The sequence below is a fragment of the Bradyrhizobium sp. IC4060 genome (assembly GCF_020193715.1).
GTDB lineage: Bacteria > Pseudomonadota > Alphaproteobacteria > Rhizobiales > Xanthobacteraceae > Bradyrhizobium > Bradyrhizobium yuanmingense.
This window is the reverse complement of record NZ_JADYVJ010000004.1, coordinates 292101-309604: the sequence shown is the minus strand read 5'-3', so window position 1 is coordinate 309604 and position 17504 is coordinate 292101. Positions and strand designations below refer to the sequence as shown.

General features: G+C 65.4%; 15 protein-coding genes and 1 pseudogene. 8 read left to right on the top strand and 8 right to left on the bottom strand.

All coding sequences use genetic code 11. The features are described 5' to 3' along the window. Positions 1 to 98: 98 nt before the first annotated feature. From I6F16_RS17465 to I6F16_RS17455, 3 genes are all read right to left on the bottom strand, one after another. Complete coding sequence (locus I6F16_RS17465) at positions 99 to 305, bottom strand: hypothetical protein (RefSeq protein ID WP_036007833.1); 207 nt, start codon at positions 303 to 305, stop codon at positions 99 to 101. A gap of 86 nt (positions 306 to 391) precedes the next feature. Then, positions 392 to 1579, bottom strand: coding sequence for a carboxylate-amine ligase (locus tag I6F16_RS17460; protein WP_225112006.1), 1188 nt, complete (start codon positions 1577 to 1579; stop codon positions 392 to 394). 3 nt (positions 1580 to 1582) lie between these two features. Further along, a complete protein-coding gene (locus I6F16_RS17455) occupies positions 1583 to 2401 on the bottom strand; it encodes a gamma-glutamyl-gamma-aminobutyrate hydrolase family protein (RefSeq protein ID WP_346656575.1) in 819 nt (272 codons plus the stop codon). Positions 2402 to 2650: 249 nt separating this feature from the next. On the opposite strand from I6F16_RS17455, the pseudogene I6F16_RS38200 reads away from it, so the two are divergent. The 3 genes and pseudogenes from I6F16_RS38200 to I6F16_RS17445 all read left to right on the top strand — a co-directional run. After that, positions 2651 to 2746 (top strand): annotated as a pseudogene (locus tag I6F16_RS38200) (MarC family protein); the annotation flags it as partial. Positions 2747 to 2875: 129 nt separating this feature from the next. Beyond that, positions 2876 to 3529, top strand: coding sequence for an L-fuculose-phosphate aldolase (locus I6F16_RS17450; RefSeq protein ID WP_225112004.1), 654 nt, complete (start codon positions 2876 to 2878; stop codon positions 3527 to 3529). Between the two features lie 13 nt (positions 3530 to 3542). Continuing rightward, complete coding sequence (locus I6F16_RS17445; RefSeq protein WP_128263305.1) at positions 3543 to 5330, top strand: chloride channel protein; 1788 nt, start codon at positions 3543 to 3545, stop codon at positions 5328 to 5330. Between the two features lie 6 nt (positions 5331 to 5336). On the opposite strand, the gene I6F16_RS17440 is transcribed toward I6F16_RS17445, so the two are convergent. Continuing rightward, positions 5337 to 5588 (bottom strand): DUF2798 domain-containing protein, encoded by a 252-nt coding sequence (locus I6F16_RS17440; protein WP_057026603.1) that lies wholly within the window; start codon positions 5586 to 5588, stop codon positions 5337 to 5339. A gap of 290 nt (positions 5589 to 5878) precedes the next feature. On the opposite strand from I6F16_RS17440, the gene I6F16_RS17435 reads away from it, so the two are divergent. The 4 genes from I6F16_RS17435 to uraD all read left to right on the top strand — a co-directional run bounded on the left by I6F16_RS17435 (position 5879) and on the right by uraD (position 9745). After that, positions 5879 to 6277 (top strand): hypothetical protein, encoded by a 399-nt coding sequence (locus I6F16_RS17435; protein WP_225112038.1) that lies wholly within the window; start codon positions 5879 to 5881, stop codon positions 6275 to 6277. A gap of 1226 nt (positions 6278 to 7503) precedes the next feature. Then, the gene (locus I6F16_RS17430) at positions 7504 to 7917 is read left to right on the top strand and encodes a DUF3830 family protein (protein ID WP_036045261.1); all 414 of its coding nucleotides are present in this window, start codon (positions 7504 to 7506) and stop codon (positions 7915 to 7917) included. Continuing rightward, positions 7918 to 8853, top strand: a complete 936-nt coding sequence (gene puuE, locus I6F16_RS17425) for an allantoinase PuuE (protein WP_225112003.1) — start codon at positions 7918 to 7920, stop codon at positions 8851 to 8853. It abuts the gene before it with no gap. A 4-nt stretch (positions 8854 to 8857) separates the two neighbouring features. Further along, entirely contained in the window at positions 8858 to 9745 is an 888-nt protein-coding gene (uraD, locus tag I6F16_RS17420) for a 2-oxo-4-hydroxy-4-carboxy-5-ureidoimidazoline decarboxylase (RefSeq protein ID WP_057028791.1), read from the top strand. Between the two features lie 98 nt (positions 9746 to 9843). Here the strand turns inward: uraD and I6F16_RS17415 are convergent, their stop codons facing one another. From I6F16_RS17415 to I6F16_RS17405, 3 genes are read right to left on the bottom strand one after another with little or no spacing between them, the layout of a single operon-like run. Further along, positions 9844 to 11241, bottom strand: coding sequence for a nucleobase:cation symporter-2 family protein (locus I6F16_RS17415; RefSeq protein ID WP_225112002.1), 1398 nt, complete (start codon positions 11239 to 11241; stop codon positions 9844 to 9846). Positions 11242 to 11265: 24 nt separating this feature from the next. Further along, positions 11266 to 13989, bottom strand: a complete 2724-nt coding sequence (locus I6F16_RS17410) for a molybdopterin cofactor-binding domain-containing protein (RefSeq protein ID WP_225112001.1) — start codon at positions 13987 to 13989, stop codon at positions 11266 to 11268. Then, the gene (locus I6F16_RS17405) at positions 13986 to 14813 is read right to left on the bottom strand and encodes an FAD binding domain-containing protein (RefSeq protein ID WP_225112000.1); all 828 of its coding nucleotides are present in this window, start codon (positions 14811 to 14813) and stop codon (positions 13986 to 13988) included. Before I6F16_RS17405 ends, I6F16_RS17410 begins: the two co-directional genes overlap by 4 nt. 146 nt (positions 14814 to 14959) lie before the next feature. On the opposite strand from I6F16_RS17405, the gene I6F16_RS17400 reads away from it, so the two are divergent. Beyond that, positions 14960 to 16309: an 8-oxoguanine deaminase gene (locus I6F16_RS17400; RefSeq protein ID WP_225111999.1), complete on the top strand. Its 1350-nt coding sequence runs from the start codon at positions 14960 to 14962 to the stop codon at positions 16307 to 16309. Between the two features lie 110 nt (positions 16310 to 16419). Here the strand turns inward: I6F16_RS17400 and I6F16_RS17395 are convergent, their stop codons facing one another. Continuing rightward, positions 16420 to 17496, bottom strand: coding sequence for a BMP family ABC transporter substrate-binding protein (locus tag I6F16_RS17395; protein WP_225111998.1), 1077 nt, complete (start codon positions 17494 to 17496; stop codon positions 16420 to 16422). Between the last annotated feature and the right edge of the window lie 8 nt (positions 17497 to 17504).

Genomic DNA, 17504 nt, shown 5'->3' with positions numbered 1-17504 from the left:
TCCTCATGAGGTAACACGGGAAGGCCTCGCCCTCCTCAATCCTCAGGCGATCAAAGCCGCCCCATGAACGAAAGTTCCAAACTGCAACCGGCGAAGGCTCAGGTCGGGCGCTTGTAGGGATCTTCCTGGCGCTGCCGTGCCTCGGTGTTGCGATCGAGCTGCGCACGCTCGCTGCGGCGCAAGTTGCCCGCCTTCATCACCCCGTAAACAAGCGCCCCGCCGAGCACGAACGCGCCGATGAACCAGAGCCAAAGCATCTGGGCCGAGGCGTGGCCCAGGAGCATGCTAATGCCGCTGTCGCTCATGATTGGTCTCCACGATTGTCCATTGCTGTCACGCTGAGCTAAGTCGGCGGCCGAAACCTCGTTCCATGCGACCGCAGCCGGCGACGTCAGACCAGGTCGGAGAGCGGTTGCCGCACGGCGGGCGCCTTCGGCTCGCCGCCCCGGGCGGTGAAGTCTCCGGCTTCGGTGGAGGTCCGCAGCCATTTCGTCACGTCTCTGATTGCTTCCCGCGGCGAGCGGCCGAACTTGCGCAGGCCGCGAAAATATTCGAGCTGAAGGTGGGCCGACGTGCCGCGCTTGGGGATCGACCTCAGATGCTGGATGTCGTCTTCGATGCCGAGATGATCGACGTGGGGTGCCACTATGGCGATCACTGCATCGAGCCAGCTTCTGAACGAGACCGGCTCGAACGACACCAGGTCGATATAGGTGCCGTCGGTTCCGTAGCGCTGGGCGCGCCAGCGGTTCTCCTCGACCAGCGCGCGGTGCACGGCCGAATAGGTGGCGTTCAGCTCGGGATGGTGGACGGCGTGGCGGACCAGCGCGCGGAACAGCGCCGCGATCGCCACCGAATCCGCAATCGCCGTGCAGCAATCGGTGATGCGCAGCTCGAGCGTCGGATGCTGCAGCGAGGGCCGCAACGCCCACCAGACATAGGTGGCGTTGGGGACGATGCCGGCATCGACCAAGGTCTTCACGTAGGTCTCGTATTCGGCAAGGTTCCGAAACATCTCGGGAAAGCCGGTCCGGGGCAGGGCGTCGTTGGCGGCATTGCGGTAGCCAAGCAATCCCGTCGGGTAGCCGCACCAGAACGGCGAGGAGGTCGAGAGCGCCAGCAGCAGCGGCAGGAACGGCACCAGGCGGTGCATGATCTCGACGCGCAAATCGGGCTCGGGCACCTCGACATGGACGTGCAGTCCGCTGATCGGGTTGCCGAGGCCGACCATCCCGAGATCGCTGATGACCTTGCTGTAGCGGCGCTTGCGCGTCATGCGCTGCTGCTGCGGCTGCGCCAGCGGGTGTGTGCCGGCCGCGATGATGCCGACGCCGTGGTCCTTGCCGACCTCGGTGAGCACCGTGCGATAATGCGCGAGTTCGGCCAGCGCATCGGCCGAAGACGTCAGCGGCGGGGTCGCCACCTCGATCTGCGATTGCAGGATTTCGGTGGTCAGCCGCTCGCCGAGGCGCTTCTGCGCAGCGGCCATGTAGGCCTTGGGCAGTTCGGATCGCGGCGCCGCGGACTGGCGGTTGACCAGAAAATATTCCTCCTCGATGCCGAAGCGGTAGCGGTGCATGGCCTAGGCCGCCCCCTGCGCCCCGGCGTGGCGGCGAACCGCGTCGCCGAAGGCTGACAGAATGCGCGCTGAGGCGTGATCGGAGCTCGCCCAGTAATCGGGGTGAAAAAGCGTGCCGAGCGCAAAAGCGCTGGCGCCCTCGACGCTGGCAGCCTCGATTGAGCCGTCGTCGGCGACGGCCTCCGAGACGAGACCCGGTGCGAGATCGGCGATCAGGAAGCTGTGCAGCGAATTCACCATGATCGAATCCGCGCCGCAGATCTGCTGCAGGATGCCGCCCTTGCGCAAGCCCACCTTCTGCCGCAGCCGATAGCGGGCATCCTCGTTGTCCGCGTCGGGCGTGCCATGGCGCTGCTCCTCGGGCAAATCGTCGGGCTCTTTCGCCAGCGTGCCGCCGAAAGCGACGTTCAACTCCTGGAAGCCGCGACAGATGAACAGAGCGGGGATGCCCCGCGCCAGCGCCCGCGGAATGAGGCGCAGCGCGACCTCGTCGCGGAATTCGTCGAACGGGCCGTCACGCTTCTCGTCGACCGTTTGTCCATAGCGGGACGGATGGACGTTGGTCTGTCCGCCGCCGACGAAGAGGCCGTCGAGCCCGTCCAGATAGGCATCGATGTCAGCCTCCGGCGCCGCGGGCAGAATCCGTGGCACGGCGCCGGCGACGAGGCCGATCGCATTGACGCAGACCATCGAAACCGCGGCGAGCTGTTCGCCGCGCGCGACCATGGAATCGGAGAGGATGCCGACCTGGGGTGCGCCGCTGCGCCCCTGCCACTGCCCGCGCGAGGCGCTACGCCGCCACTGCTGAAGGCCGTACGCCACGGCATCCGCTGCGCTGCCGAATTGATGAATCGCCGCCTTGAGCTCTCTGACGTTTGTCCCCAATTGAAGCGCCCAACGGCTGCAGGCAACGGGATCGTACGGATCAATTCTGGAACGGGGCTCGTGCAATTGCTTCGGCTGCTTCTGTTCGTGTATCGATGCACAGTGAAACGGCAATCGTCGGGAATGGTTGCTTTGCGATTGCACCGTTCGATCTCATTGCCTCCGCACCAGCCTTAACTTTTGTTATTGCTCTCGCGCGTCCTCGGCATGCTGCTCGCCGCCTATTCCGTGCAGTTCGTCATCAACGGGGTCGCGGCGGTCCGGATCGGCCTGCCCCAGTAGCTGCGACAATCTGTTAACCTGTCGCTATCCCGTTCGGCCGGAGTGTCACGGGATCCGGGACGCTTTCGCTTGCACTGTCATGTTGCTTTGACGTAACTCGGTCCAATAAGCCCTCGACAGGAAATCGACATGTCGATGACAGCGGACGAGCTCGGCAAGAGACAGGCCATTATCGACGCCTGCCGGCGCATGAACGCGCTCGGCATCAACCAGGGCACATCGGGCAATATCAGCGTCCGGCATGTGGACGGCCTCTTGGTCACGCCGACCAGCGTGCCCTATGAGGCCATGCGTCCGGACCAGATCGTCTTCATGGCCATGGACGGCTCGCACGCGCCCGACCAGAAGCCGTCGAGCGAATGGCGCTTTCATCGCGACATCCTGAAGTCGCGGCCCGACGTCAACGCCGTCGTGCATGCCCATCCGACCTATTGCACCATCCTGGCGATCATGGGGATGGAGATCCCGCCCGTGCATTACATGATCGCGGCGGCGGGCGGCGACAGCATCCGCTGCGCGCCCTACGCGACGTTCGGAACGGCGGAGCTGTCCGAGCATGCGGTGCGGGCGCTGGAGGGCCGGCTCGCCTGCCTGCTCGATCATCACGGCATGATCGCGATCGGCAAGACCCTGGACAAGGCGATGTGGCTGGCGGTCGAGGTCGAGACGCTGGCGCGGCAATATCACGGCTGTCTGCAGATCGGAGAACCGCCGCTGCTCCCGAGCGAGGAAATCGAGCGGGTCCGTCAGCGCATGGCCGGCTACGGCCTGTCCGAAGAGTAGGGCGGGCCAAACGGTGTTAGTGCGGATCAAACATCTCGTCGATCGCAAGAAGACGAACCGCACCATGGTTCGGCTGCGCGCCCTGCTGCGCAGCAACGAGTTCTACCTGATCCCGCTGGCGCTCGTGATCGGCACGCTCGCGGGCGCGGTCGTGACGCTGATGGCCCACATCGCGCAGATCGCGCATGTCGTGATCTACGGCATTCCCATTGACGTCCACCTGTCGGCCCACGCGAGCGTCAGCCCATGGGCGGCACTGATCGCGCCTGCGCTCGGCGGGCTGGCGCTCGGAATCATGGAATGGTCGCGGCGGCGCATGAAGATATCGAACGCGGTCGATCCGATCGAGGCGAACGCGCTGCGGGGCGGCAATCTGTCGATGCGCGACAGCGGGGTGGTCGCAGGCCAGACCCTGATCTCGAACGGCTGCGGCGCCTCCGTCGGCCTCGAGGCGGGCTACACCCAGATCGGTTCGGGCATCGCCTCGCTGATCGGCAAATTCTTCAATCTCCGCCGCAACGATCTGCGCCTGATGGTCGGCTGCGGGGCCGCGGCGGCGATCGCGGCGGCGTTCGGCGCGCCAATCACCGGCGCCTTCTATGCCTGCGAGCTGATCGTCGGCGTCTATGCCGTAGGCAGTGCCGCGCCGATCCTCGCCGCCTCCCTCGCGGGCGCCTTGACCGCGCAATGGCTGGGCGGCGCGCCATACTCGCTGGAGATACCGAAGGTCAGCGCCGTCGGCGTCGAGCAATATCTGGCACTGATCGGGCTCGCCCTCATCACCAGCGGCGTCGGCATCGCCGTGATGCGCTCCTCGCCGATGTTCGAACGCCTGTTCGCCTGGATGCCGGTCTGGCTGCGTCCTGTGATCGGCGGGCTCATCGTCGGCGGGTTCGCCATCATCACGCCGCAGGTTCTCGCGGCCGGCCATGGCGCCATGGTGCTCGATCTCTTCCACGACATGACGATCGGCCTGATCGCGCTGATCATCGCCTTGAAGGTGACGGCCTGCCTGATCTCGCTCGCCTCTGGCTTCCGCGGCGGCCTGTTCTTCGCCTCGCTATTCGTCGGCAGCCTGATCGGAAAGTTCTTTGCCGCGGTGCTGCTGCTCATCAGCCCGAACTTCGCGATCGATCCGCTGGTGGCGATGTTGACGGGCATGGCGACGCTCGGCGTCGCCATCGTCGGCGGCCCCCTCACGATGTCGTTCCTCGTGCTCGAGATGACACGTAACGTCGACGTCACCGCCGTGGTGCTGGCCGGCTGCATCGTGACCTCGATCTGCGTGCGCTTCATGTTCGGCCACTCCTTCTCGACCTGGCGCCTGCATCTGCGCGGCGAGACCATCCGCAGCGCCAACGACGTCGGCTGGCTACGCAATCTCACGGTCGAGCGCCTGATGCGCTCGGACGTCGGCAAGGTGCCCTCGACCACGACGATTGCCGCCGCGCGCCGCGAGTTCGCGCTCGGCTCGCGGCCGGGAATCGTCATCGTCAACAATGCGGACGAATATATCGGCCTCGTCCTGCTGCCTGATTTGTTCTCCAGCGATCTCGACACTATCGCCGACGACATCCAGGTGATCGAGCTCGCCCGGCTGATCGATATCGTGCTGATCCCGGAAATGAACGTGAAGTCGGCGATGGCGGTGTTCGACGAAGCCGAGGCTGAGATGCTGGCGGTGGTCGATTCCACCGACAGCCGCAAGGTGGTCGGCTTCCTCACCGAGAGCTTCGCCCGCCGCCGCTATGTCGAGGAGATCGACAAGGCGACGAGAGGCGTGCTGGGGGCGCTGTCGTAGGCGAGGTTACCGGCCGGGTGGCGCCTCGACGAGCCAGGCCACGATCCGGCGGACCAGCGGCAGCACCAGGAGCAGGATCGGGAAGGCGACGAGCCAGGACAGTCCCCAGGCGCCCGGCCAGGTCGCCAGGAACGCCGGCGTTGCCCCCAGGCTCCGCAGCGTCGAAATGACCGATACCACCGCCGTCATGAGGGTGGACAGCACGAATGGCATCACGATCGGCGCATAGCGCGCCGGCAGTTTGCGAACCACGATCATCTGGTTTCTCTAGGAAAAGGACGCGTCGATCACGTTGAACCTGGAAAATGGCATCGATCCCGACGGCGTCGGTTGATGCGTTGGTTCACGTAAACGCTTACGGCGGCCGAAAACGGCGCGGCTGTTCATTAACCGCTCAGGTTGGCTGGTTCAAGCTGGGTCGGATCGTTCGGGATTTACAATCGTTCAAAGCGTGGCAGATCGCCGCGATCATGAAACCATTTCAGTGGTTTGCGGATTATAGATCCTTTGCTTATGTTTCTTTGGGCGAGAACAGAGGAAATTCGAACATGAGTATTGGACCCGTGATTTCCGCAGCCGGCCGCAACACGATCGTGGTCGCGCTCGCTGGCCTCGCCCTGATTGCGGCTTCCGCATCCCCGTCCGCAGCGGCGTCGGCCGGGAGCCCGGCTGTCAAGGCGGCCGTTGCCGGCCAGGCTGCCTCCGACGTCACCGATTTCAGCGCACACCGGCGTCGTTACTATCGACGCGGGCCGAATGCCGCGGGTCTCGCCTTCATGGGCATGGCCGCAGGTCTGATCGGAGGCGCGATCGCCGAGAGCCGCCGCCGCGAATATTATGAAAACCGCTATTATTATGGCTATGGCCCGCGTTACTACGGCGGCCCTGGTTACTACGGCGGTTCCGGCTACTACTACGATCCGGGCTATCGTTACGCACCGTACTGAGCGCTCCAGGTCTCGACGAGCTCAATCTCGTCTCTCGTAGCCCGGATGGAGCGAAAGCGTAATCCGGGGCTGCGCGCTCGGCATCTTGCGCTGTCCCGGATTACGCTGGCGCTCCATCCAGGCTACGGGACCGAGGTGTGTCGCGGCGCTGTCAACCCGCTCGCGCGAAAATATTCCGCTTTACCGAAATTCGGAAATATCGTATGTGTCGCCCATCCCGGCTCAATCTCGAGGGGCGATCATGAGGTCGTCATTGTCGCGAGCCGGGCTTGCGGTGGACGCGGCAGCGTCGTGTACGAGAGCTGAGGGCAGGGCGGATTGCTCTCCGTGAGCCCCGAGGCTTCGTACGGACGAGCGGCGCTGTCAGGTTCGTCGCGCCGGCATTTCGATGGTAACGTGCACAACGCCGTCGAACCCTGCGGCGCCAACGGACCGCGCGTACGGCAAAACCGTGTGGTCCTGGCCGTCGTTGCTACGGTCAAGCTCTGGCGAATGCGGCATTGGCGTCAACCGGCGCGGTGCCGGCGACTTTCGTGGGAGCGAGGGAGGCCAGAGGGAACTCGGCTCCCGGGAGAGCGCGGCATAAGCCGTCCGACCATCGCGCAGGGAAGGCCGTGTGTTGGGCTTCACCTGTATGCTGCTGTGCGGTTCTTCCTGCGTGTGCTCTAGCGCAGTGGACCGCGGGTGCCGCCGGCACCCGGCCTTCCCTGCGCCCTCTTGGCTATGAGGGCGGCGAGACGAAGCAAAGCTCGGGCGAAGCAGCCGCGAGGCCGAGTACGCACGTCTGCGTCACACATTCGGTGTCATCGCCCGGCTTGACCGGGCGATCCAGTACTCCGAGACGCCAGTGATTGAATCGAGAGGCCGCGGCGTACTGGATTCCCCGCTCCAGTGCGCGATTGCGTACAAGGCGGGGAATGACAGTGTTACTCGGAGAACGCACCATCGCCTCATCTTCGTCGTTCCGAACGCAGCACCACGCTCAGCTCTCGTGCCCCGGACGCAGCGCATCCGCGCCGGCACCCCTTTGCCCGGCAATTCTGCCGGTGGACTCACCTCCTGCAATCCGGTTCAATGGCAACGAGCTTTCAGGCGATCGGCCAGGCCGGGTGGCGTGCCCCAACTTATACGAGAGCCTCCCGCGCCACTTGCGCGAAACCGTCGGGAGTGCTTTTTGCTGAAAGTTCCCCGTGGGGCGCGCATCGCCCCCGATCCAGAGAGATGAGATGAGCAAACTCGTTATCCGCGCCGGCGATTTCACCTTCGATGCCCGTTTCGAGGAGCAGGCGGCGCCCAAAACCGTCGCCGCCTTCCGCAAGGCGCTGCCGTTCGAAAGCCACATCATCCATGTGCGCTGGAGCGGCGAGGGCGTGTGGATGCCGCTCGGCGACCTCGACTTCGGCGTCGGCTACGAGAACCACACCAGCTATCCCGCCCCCGGCCAGATCATCCTCTATCCCGGCGGCATCAGCGAAACCGAGATCCTGCTGGCCTATGGCGGCGTGCACTTCGCGAGCAAGATGGGCCAGCTCGCCGGCAACCATTTCATCACGCTGACCTCGGGCCTGGAGAACCTCGCAACGCTGGGCAAGAGCGTGCTGTGGAAGGGCGCGCTGCCGATCCGCTTCGAGGAAGTCTGAGTGACCGAGCCCCGCTATCCGCGCGATCTCCGCGGCTACGGCCGCAACCCGCCGCATCCGCAATGGCCTGGTGACGCGCGGATCGCGGTGCAGTTCGTCGTCAATTTCGAGGAGGGTGGCGAGAACAACATCCTGCACGGCGACCGCGCCTCGGAAGCCTTCCTGTCCGACGTGCTCGGCGCGCAGCCCTGGCCCGGCCAGCGCCACGCCAACATCGAATCCATGTTCGAATATGGCTCGCGCGCCGGCTTCTGGCGGCTGTGGCGGATGTTCAACGAGCGGAGCTGGCCGACCACGGTGTTCGGCGTCGCCACCGCGCTCAAGCGCAATCCCGAGATTGTCGCTGCGATGAAGGAGGCGGGCTGGGATATCGCCAGCCACAGCCTGAAATGGATCGAGCACAAGGACATGACCGAGGCGCAGGAGCGCGCCGAGATCGCCGAGGCCATCCGCGTGCATACCGAGGCGACCGGCGCACGTCCGCTCGGCTGGTACACCGGGCGCTCCTCGATCAACACCAACCGTCTGCTGATGGAGGAGGGCGGCTTCCTCTATCTCTGCGACTCCTATGCCGACGATCTGCCCTATTGGGTCAAGGGCGCCAGCGGCAAGCAGCTCATCATTCCCTATACGCTCGATGCCAACGACATGCGGTTCATCAACCCGCAGGGGTTTGCCGAGGGCGAGCAGTTCTACACCTATCTGAAGGACGCCTTCGACGTGCTCTATGCGGAAAGCGAAACCGCGCCAAAAATGATGTCGGTCGGTCTGCATTGCCGCCTCGCGGGCCGGCCCGGCCGCGCAGCGGGCTTGATCCGCTTCCTCGACTATATCGGCAAGCACGAGCGCGTCTGGGTGCCGACGCGGCTTCAGATCGCGCAGCACTGGCACGAGAAGCACGCCCATCTTGCCGCCGACGCATTCGAGATCGGGTGAGATGATGTCGCAGATTTCACTCGCCGATCTCAACGCTGCAAGCACGGCCGACTTCGTCGCGGCGCTCGCCAACGTCGTCGAATATTCGCCGTGGATCGCCGAGCAGCTCGCGGCAAAGCGGCCGTTCGCCGGCATCAACGAGCTGCACGCCGCGCTGATGGCCGCGATCCAGAGTGCCGAGCCTGACGTGCAGCTGGCGCTGATCCGGGCGCATCCCGATCTCGCCAACAAGACGCAGCGCGCCGCGGGCCTCACCGCGGAATCGACCGACGAGCAGAACAGCGCCGGGCTCGACCGGCTGTCGGATGCCGAATATTCCGCGTTCGAGCGGGCCAACAACGCCTACCGCGACAAGTTCGGCTTTCCCTACATCGTCTGTGTGCGCCGTCACACCAAGGATTCCGTGCTGCGCGACTTCGAGGCGCGGCTGCTCAACATCGCCAAGACCGAGATAAGGCGTGCGATCGAGGAGATCGGCCGCATCTCGGCGCTGCGGCTCGACCAGCTGGTCGCCGCCGACGACAGGCTGAAGGTGCACGGCCGGCTCTCGACCCATGTGCTGGACAACCAGATCGGCAAGCCCGCACCTAGCATCCCGATCGAGCTCGTGGAGCTCGCGAGCCTTGGCGAGAACCGCGTCATCGCGCGCACGGTGACCAATGCCGATGGCCGCACCGACCAGCCGCTGATCGGCGGCCGTCCGCTGCCGATCGGCCGCTACGAGCTGCGCTTCAGCGTCGCGAAATATTACGCCGCGCGCAACGTGCCGCTGTCCGATCCGCCGTTCCTCGACGAGATCCCGCTGCGCTTTGCGATCAGCGAGCCGGAAAGCCATTACCACGTGCCGCTGCTGGTCACGCCCTGGAGTTACTCGACCTATCGCGGCAGCTAGAGCACGATCCGGAAAAGTGCGTAGCGGTTTTCCGACAAGATCATGCTCAAAACAATAACCTAAAGCGCGATGACGATTCATCCTAGTCGCATCGCGCTTTAGACATGCTGTGCCGATGCGGCGGCTGACGCCGCGTCGGCCTCCGCGGCAGCGCCACCGCTCAATCCGTTGAAGAAGGCATTGAGCAGCACCGACACGACCGCGCAGAGCAGAATGCCGGACTCCAGCAGCGGGTGCAGATCGTGCGGCAGATTGCGGAAAAAACCGGGAGCAACGAGCGGTATCAGTCCAAAGCTGATCGAGATCGCGACAATGAACAGATTGTAGCGGTTGTTGCGGAAATCGACCGAGGCCAGGATGCGTGCGCCGGTGGCCGCCACCATGCCGAACATCACGAGGCCGGCGCCGCCGAGCACGACCAGCGGCACCGCCTCCACCAGCGCAGCGAGCTTCGGCAAGAGCCCGAGCACGAGCAGGATGCAGCCGCCCGTCACCGTCACCCAGCGCGAGCGCACGGCCGTGACCGAGACGAGGCCGACGTTCTGCGAAAACGAGGTATAGGGAAACGTGTTGAAGATGCCGCCGAGCAGCGTGCCGAGCCCGTCGGCGCGCAAGCCGCGGCTCAGGGCTTCGCGGTCGACGGCCTTGCCGGTGATCTCGCCGAGCGCCAGGAACATACCGAGCGATTCGATCATCACCACGATCATGACGATGCACATGGTGATGACAGGCACCAGGTGGAATTGCGGCATGCCGAAGCGGAAGGGAAGCACGAGTGCGCCCCAGGAGGCGGCGGCGACCTTGTCGAAATGCATCACGCCCAGAATGCTCGCGAGCACCGCGCCGGCGATGATGCCGAGCAGCACGGCCACGTTGGCGAGAAACCCGCTGCCCCATTTGATCAGGCCGAGGATGACGAGCAGCACGAACAGCGAGATGCCGAGCCCCTGCAATTGCCCATAGGCTGGATTGGGAAAGCTGCCGGGAACGCCGTCGACCACCTTCGTCAACGTCGGTAGGCCGCCGCCGGCCCAGTTGATGCCGACGCGCATCAGGGAGATGCCGATGATGAGAATGATGGTGCCGGTGACGACGGGAGGAAACAGCGGCAGCAGCCGGCTGACGAACGGCGCAACGACGATGCCGAACAGGCCGGCGGCGATCACGGAGCCGTAGATGCCGAGCAGGCCGATTTCCGGTGAAGCCGCCATCGACAGCATCGGGCCAACCGAAGCAAAGGTCACGCCCATCATCACGGGCAGGCGGATGCCGACGCCGGGGAAGCCGAGGCACTGGACCAGCGTCACAAGTCCGCAGGCGAACAGGTCGGCGCTGATCAGGAAGGCGACGTCCTCCGGCGGCAGCTTCAGCGCGCGGCCGATGATGAGGGGGACCGCGACCGCGCCGGCATACATCACCAGCACGTGCTGGAGCCCGAGCGCGAGCAGGCGCGGGACCGGCAGGACCTCGTCGACGGGATGGACGTCGTTGCTCATGGATGTATCCCCCGAAACATGCATCTAGCCGAATTTGTCATGGAGCGCCGGAAACAGCCGGTCCGGCTTGAAGGGCGGCGCGGTGAAGCGAATGCCGGTGGCATCCGCGATCGCGTTGCCGAGCGCGGCGGCGACCGGATTGTAGGGACTCTCGCTCATCGACTTCGCGCCGAGCGGGCCGATCGTGTCGGACGTCCCGGCGAAGAACACTTCCGTGCGCGGCACGTCGGCGAAAGAGGGCAGGTGGTAGTCGCGGAATTTCGGATTGGTGACGCGGCCGCTCGCGTCGATCACCATCTCCTCGTAGAGCGCAGCGCCGAGCGCCTGCGCCACGCCGCCTTCGACCTGACCGCGGCACTGCATGGGATTGGCGACGACGCCGGCGTCCGCGGCGTGCACGCTCCTGAGAATCCGGAGCTCGCCGGTCGCCTTGTTCACCGCGACGCGAAAGCCCTGCACGTTGAACCCCACCGATCGCGGCGTGCCGCCGGACGTGCCGCTGCCTGCGAACGGCCAGCCGCGCTCGCGGGCGAGCTTCGCCAGCTCCGTAAAAGGCATGCGGCGGGCGCCGCTGACGACGGAGTCCGCATCGAGCGCGCAAGTCTCCACATCGCACAGCCAGGCTCCGGCGGCGGCCGTCTTCAGCTCGCTCGCAAGCTGCACGGCTGCCGCATGCGTCGCCTTGCCCGCAACGAAGGTGCCGGCGCTGCCATACGCGCCGGTGTCGTGGCCGCCATGGGCGCTGTCGGACTGGCGCAGACGAATCTTGTCGACGGTGGTCGCCAGCGTGGTCGCCGCGATCTGGCGATGCACGGTGCTGGTGCCGTTGCCGAACTCGGCCGTGCCGACGGTGAGGTCGAAGCCTCCGTCGTCGTTGAGCGCGATCGTCGCATCGGCGAAGTGGCCGGCCGGCGGCACGGTGTCGATCATGGTCAGCGCGATGCCGTCGCCGATCAGCCAGTCCGGCGACAGCGCCGGCTGCGGGGAATCGACCTGCATCGCGCGCTCGACGAGATCGAGGCACTGGTCGAGCCCGTAGGAGCCGTAGAGCACGTCGTGATATTCGGAGGGCGGCGGCGACAGCATGGGATCGCCGGGCCTTACGATGTTGCGCCGGCGCATCTCGTAGGGACTGATGCCGAGCTGCCCCGCCAGTTCGTCAATCGCCGCTTCCACCGCGATCAGCGCCTGCGGCAGGCCATAGCCGCGAAACGCGCCCGCCGGCACGGTGTTGGTGTAGACGGCGACGCCGTCGACCCGCTTGTTCGGGCAATTGTAGACGGCGATGGACTCCGCCAGCGCGTGGAACAGCACGGGGCCGGCGTGATTGCCGTAGGCGCCGGTGTTGGAGAGCACGTCGAGCTGGAGCGCAGTGAGCTTGCCCTCGCTGTCCGCGCCAGCCCTGACGTGGATCCGCATCGGATGCCGCGTCGAGGTCGCGATGAACTGCTCCTCGCGTGTCAGCTCCAGCTTGACCGGCCGCCCGGTCTTCAGCGCGGCAAGCGCCAGGATGTCCTCGACGAACATCTCCTGCTTGCCGCCGAACCCGCCGCCGACGCGTTCGCAGAACACGCGGACCTTGTCCATGGGAAGCTGAAAGATGTCCGACAGCGCACGCCGGGTCAGGAACGGCACCTGCGTCGAGGTGCGGACGTTGAGCACGCCGGAATCATCGAGCCAGGCGAGGCCGCCATGGGTCTCGAGCGCAGCGTGCTGCACACGGTGACTGTGGAAAGTAGCCTCATAGGTGGCGGCAGATGTTGCAAGCGCCGATGCGACATCGCCGAACTCGCCATGCGTCTCCGCGACCAGGTTGCGCTGGGCATCGGCAACGCGGTTCGCAGCTGTGCGGTCGGGATGAACGACCGGCGAACCCGGGGCCATCGCCTGCTCGGGATCGATCAGCGCCGGCAGGATCTCGTAGCTGACCTTCAGCTTGCGGCACGCAGCCTCCGCGGCGGCTTCGGTCTCGGCGACGACGGCGGCAACCTTCTGGCCGACGAAACGCACGACGTCATCCAGGACGCGGGTGTCCTCCGGGTCCATCCAGTCTTTCTCATGCCGTGCCGTCGAGATCAGGACGGACGGCGCATCTTCGTGCGTCAGCACGGCGTGTACACCGGGGATGCTCAGCGCGTCCCACTTGTCGATCGCGACGATCCTCGCGTGCGCATGCGGCGAGCGCAGCAGCTTGATGTGCAGCAGACCATCGATTGCGGTGTCGAAGGTGTAGCGTGCCGTGCCGCGGACCACGTCGGGGCCTGCGGGGGCGGGCAGGCTGCGGCCGAAGGCGGCGCCGGCCTCGACGCTCGCCTCGACATTGGTCTTGCCGAGGATCGCGTCCTCGATCGACCGATAGCCGGTGCAGCGGCAGATATTGCCTTTCAGCGCCGTGCCGAGATCGGTGCGCTGCGCCTGGTTCAGCGAGGCGCAGGTCAGGATCATGCCGGCGGTGCAGAATCCGCATTGAAAGCCCTGTGCATCGAGAAAGGCCTGCTGCATCGGATGCGTGCCGTGATCGCCGCCAAGGCCTTCGATCGTGGTCACGCTGCGGCCCTCGGCCCGGAACGCCGGGATCAGGCAGCTGTGCACCGGCTCGCCGTCCAGCAGCACGGTGCAGGCGCCGCAGTCGCCGGCATCGCAGCCTTTCTTCACGCCGAAATGGCCGAGCTCGCGCAGGAACGTGCGCAGGCACTGGCCGGCGCGTGGCTCCTGGGAGAACGCCTTGCCGTTGACCTCCAGGCTCATGCGGGGGCCGCTCCCAGCAGCTCGCCGCGAATCTCCTCGGCCAGGCGCAGCGTCATGTGCTTGCGCCAGAGTGGCGCGCCATGGATGTCCGTGTGGTACAGATCATCGGTAATCTCCTGCATGAGCGCGGCGCGCAACGCGCCTGCGTCCGGGGCTTTGCGGAAGCGCAGCTGGATCGGCCGCACCGTCGACGCGGTGACCGTGAGTGTCAGCGTATCATCGGCTTCGAGACTGCCGATCAGCAGCGCCGCGGAGCGGCCGACGGGCGCCAGCGAGATCTGGCGGAAGGCCGTGCGGCGCTTCAGCGCGGGAAGCGGGATGTCGATCTGCCGGAGCAGGTCGCCTGGCGTCAGGCGATTGCGCTGGTTGCCGGTGACGAATTCGGTGACCGGAAGCCTCTGTTCACCGCCGCCGGCCTTCCAGATGGTGCAGACGCCGTCGAGTGCCGACGTCAGCGAGATCATCGGTCCCGCCGGCAGCGACATGCAGAGATTGCCGCCGACGGTCGCGGTCTTCCAGATCTTGAACGAGGCAAGGAAGGCCCGGCAGCACTGGTTGATCAGCGGCGCTGCGAGCCAATCAGAGGGGCAGGCGAGTCCATCGAGCTCTGCGATGGTGCAAGTGGCGGCGATCGAGAGGTGGCTCCCTGTGATCGCAAGTGCCGGCCATTTCAGATCGGTGAGATCGATCAGTCGCGTCAGATGCGTTTGCGGCTCCGAGAACAGCCAGGTGCCGCCCGCGAGCCAAGCATCACCTGCCGTCCAAACGGGCAGCTGCGCGCGCGTTTGCGGATGGGCGACGGCTGTGATGGTATTCAAGTCCATGGCTGCGCCAACGCTTCCGACGGTTGAATGGTCCGAGCGAAGTGTTGCAAGACGGGAGCCAAGTGGCAACAACAAGTCGAAGCAAGGACGCAATCGTCCTCGGCCTTGCAGGTCCGCCGTCAGGGTGGGCGAGGAGAAGCAGGATCATGACTGAGGCAAGTTCGACCTGGATCAGGGATCCCCTGGCCATCCTCGCCGACGGGGCCGAGCGCGGCATTGTCGTGAAGGACGGCCGGATCGTCGAGCTCGTGCCGGCGGGCGGTGTGCCCGCAACCGCCGATGTCGCAGTGTTCGATGCGGGCGAACACGTCGTGCTGCCGGGCCTGATCAATACCCATCATCATTTCTACCAGACGCTGACGCGGGCGCTGCCGGCCGCGATGGACCGCGAGCTGTTCACCTGGCTCCAGGCGCTCTATCCGGTGTGGGCGAGGCTGACGCCGGAAGCCCTCGAGCTCGGCGTCACCGTGGCGATGTCCGAGCTTTTGCTCTCCGGCTGCACCACCACGACGGATCACCACTACGTCTTCCCGGCCGGACTCGAAGACGCCGTCGATATCGAGGTGGCGGTGGCGAAGCGCCTCGGCGTGCGCGTGCTGCTCACGCGCGGCTCGATGAACCTGTCACAGCGCGACGGCGGCTTGCCGCCCGACAGTGTCGTGCAGGACGAGGACACCATTCTCGCCGATAGCGCCCGCGTGGTCGCCAAGCATCACCAGCGCGGCGCGGATGCGATGGTGCAGATTGCGCTCGCGCCATGCTCGCCGTTCTCGGTGACGACGTCGCTGATGCGCGCCACGGCCGATCTCGCCGACAAGCTCGACGTGCGCCTGCACACCCATCTCGCCGAAACCGAGGACGAGAACAGCTTCTGCCAGCAGATGTATGGCTGCCGTCCGCTCGACTATCTCGAGCAATGCGGTTGGCTCAATGCGCGCACCTGGCTCGCCCATGGAATCTTCTTCAATCCGGACGAGATGAGACGGCTCGGCAAGGCCGGCACGACCGTCAGCCATTGTGCGTGCAGCAACCAGCTGCTCGCGTCGGGCTGTTGCCCGGTGTGCGACATGGAAGAGGCCGGCGTCGGGATCGGCATTGGTGTCGACGGCTCGGCCTCCAACGACGGGTCCAATCTCATGCAGGAGGTGCGGGCCGCGTTCCTGCTGCAACGCGCGCGTTATGGCGTCACGAAGGTCAGCCACAAGGATGCGTTGCGCTGGGCCACCAAGGGCTCGGCGGCATGTGTCGGCCGGCCGGAACTCGGCGACATCGCCGTCGGCAAGGCCGCCGATCTTGCGCTGTTCAGGCTCGACGAGCTGCGCTTCTCCGGCCATGGCGATCCGCTCGCCGCGCTCGTGCTGTGCGGGGCGCATCGCGCCGACCGGGTGATGGTGGCTGGAAAATGGGCGGTGATCGACGGTGCGATCCCGCGTCTCGATGTGGCAGACCTCATCCGCCGCCACAGTTCCGCGGCGCGGGCCATCCAGGCTGGATAGCCGGGCGAAATAGAGAAAGAGGGGGCAGCCACAAGTGCCGGGTGCTTCTGGCCACCCCCTCCGAACCTCCTCCGGGAGGAGCAGGTGATTTAGTCAATGCAAGAAGCGTGCTACTTGCCCGGCAGCTTGTCGTCGATGCCTTTCACGTAGAAATTCATGCCGAGGATCTGGCCGTCATCCAGGTGACCGCCGCCCTTGCATTCGACCGGCTTGCCGTCCTGCCCAACGATCGGGCATTTGAACGGATGCAGCTTGCCCGCGGTGATTGCGGCCTGGGCATCCTCGGCCATTTTTTTCACATCGTCAGGCATGTTGGTGTAGGGCGCCATCGTGAACATGCGGCTGTCGAGGCCACCCCAAGTGTCCTCGGACTTCCAGGTGCCGGCGAGCTCGGCCTTGACCCGCTCGATGTAGTAGGGGCCCCAGTTGTTGATGATCGAGGTCAGCTGGGCCTTTGGCCCGAACTGGATCATTTCGGAATCCTGGCCGAAGGCCAGCTTGCCGCGTTCGCTGGCGATCTGCATCGCGGCCGGCGAATCCGTGTGCTGCATGATGACGTCGGCACCCTGGTCGATCAGCGCCTTGGCGGCGTCGGCCTCCTTGCCTGGGTCGAACCAGGTGTTGGCCCAGATGATCTTGACCTTGATGTTCGGATTGATGGTCTGCGCCGCCAGTATCGTCGCGTTGATGCCGGAGACGACCTCCGGAATCGGGAACGAGCCGATATAGCCGAGCACGCCCGACTTCGACATCTTCGCCGCAATCAGGCCTTGAATGTAGCGGCCCTGATACCATTTCGCCGAGTAGGTCGACATGTTCGGGTTGCGCTTGTAGCCGGTGGCGTGCTCGAAATGCACGTTCGGATATTTCTTGGCGACCTTCAGCGTCGGATCCATGTAGCCGAACGATGTGGTGAAGATCAGTTTGTTGCCGGCGCGGACGAGCTGCTCGATCGCGCGCTCGGAGTCCGGACCTTCGGGCACGTTCTCGAGATAAGTGGTCTCGATCTTGTCGCCCAATTCTTTCACCAGCGCCTGGCGACCGAGGTCGTGCTGATAGGTCCAGCCGAGGTCTCCAATCGGACCGAGATAAACGAAGCCGACTTTCAGCTTGTCGGCGGCGGAGGCCGCACTGACGCTCCCAGCGAGCAAGAGCCCGGCAGCCAGTGCAAGAAGTGATTTCCTCATCATCGATC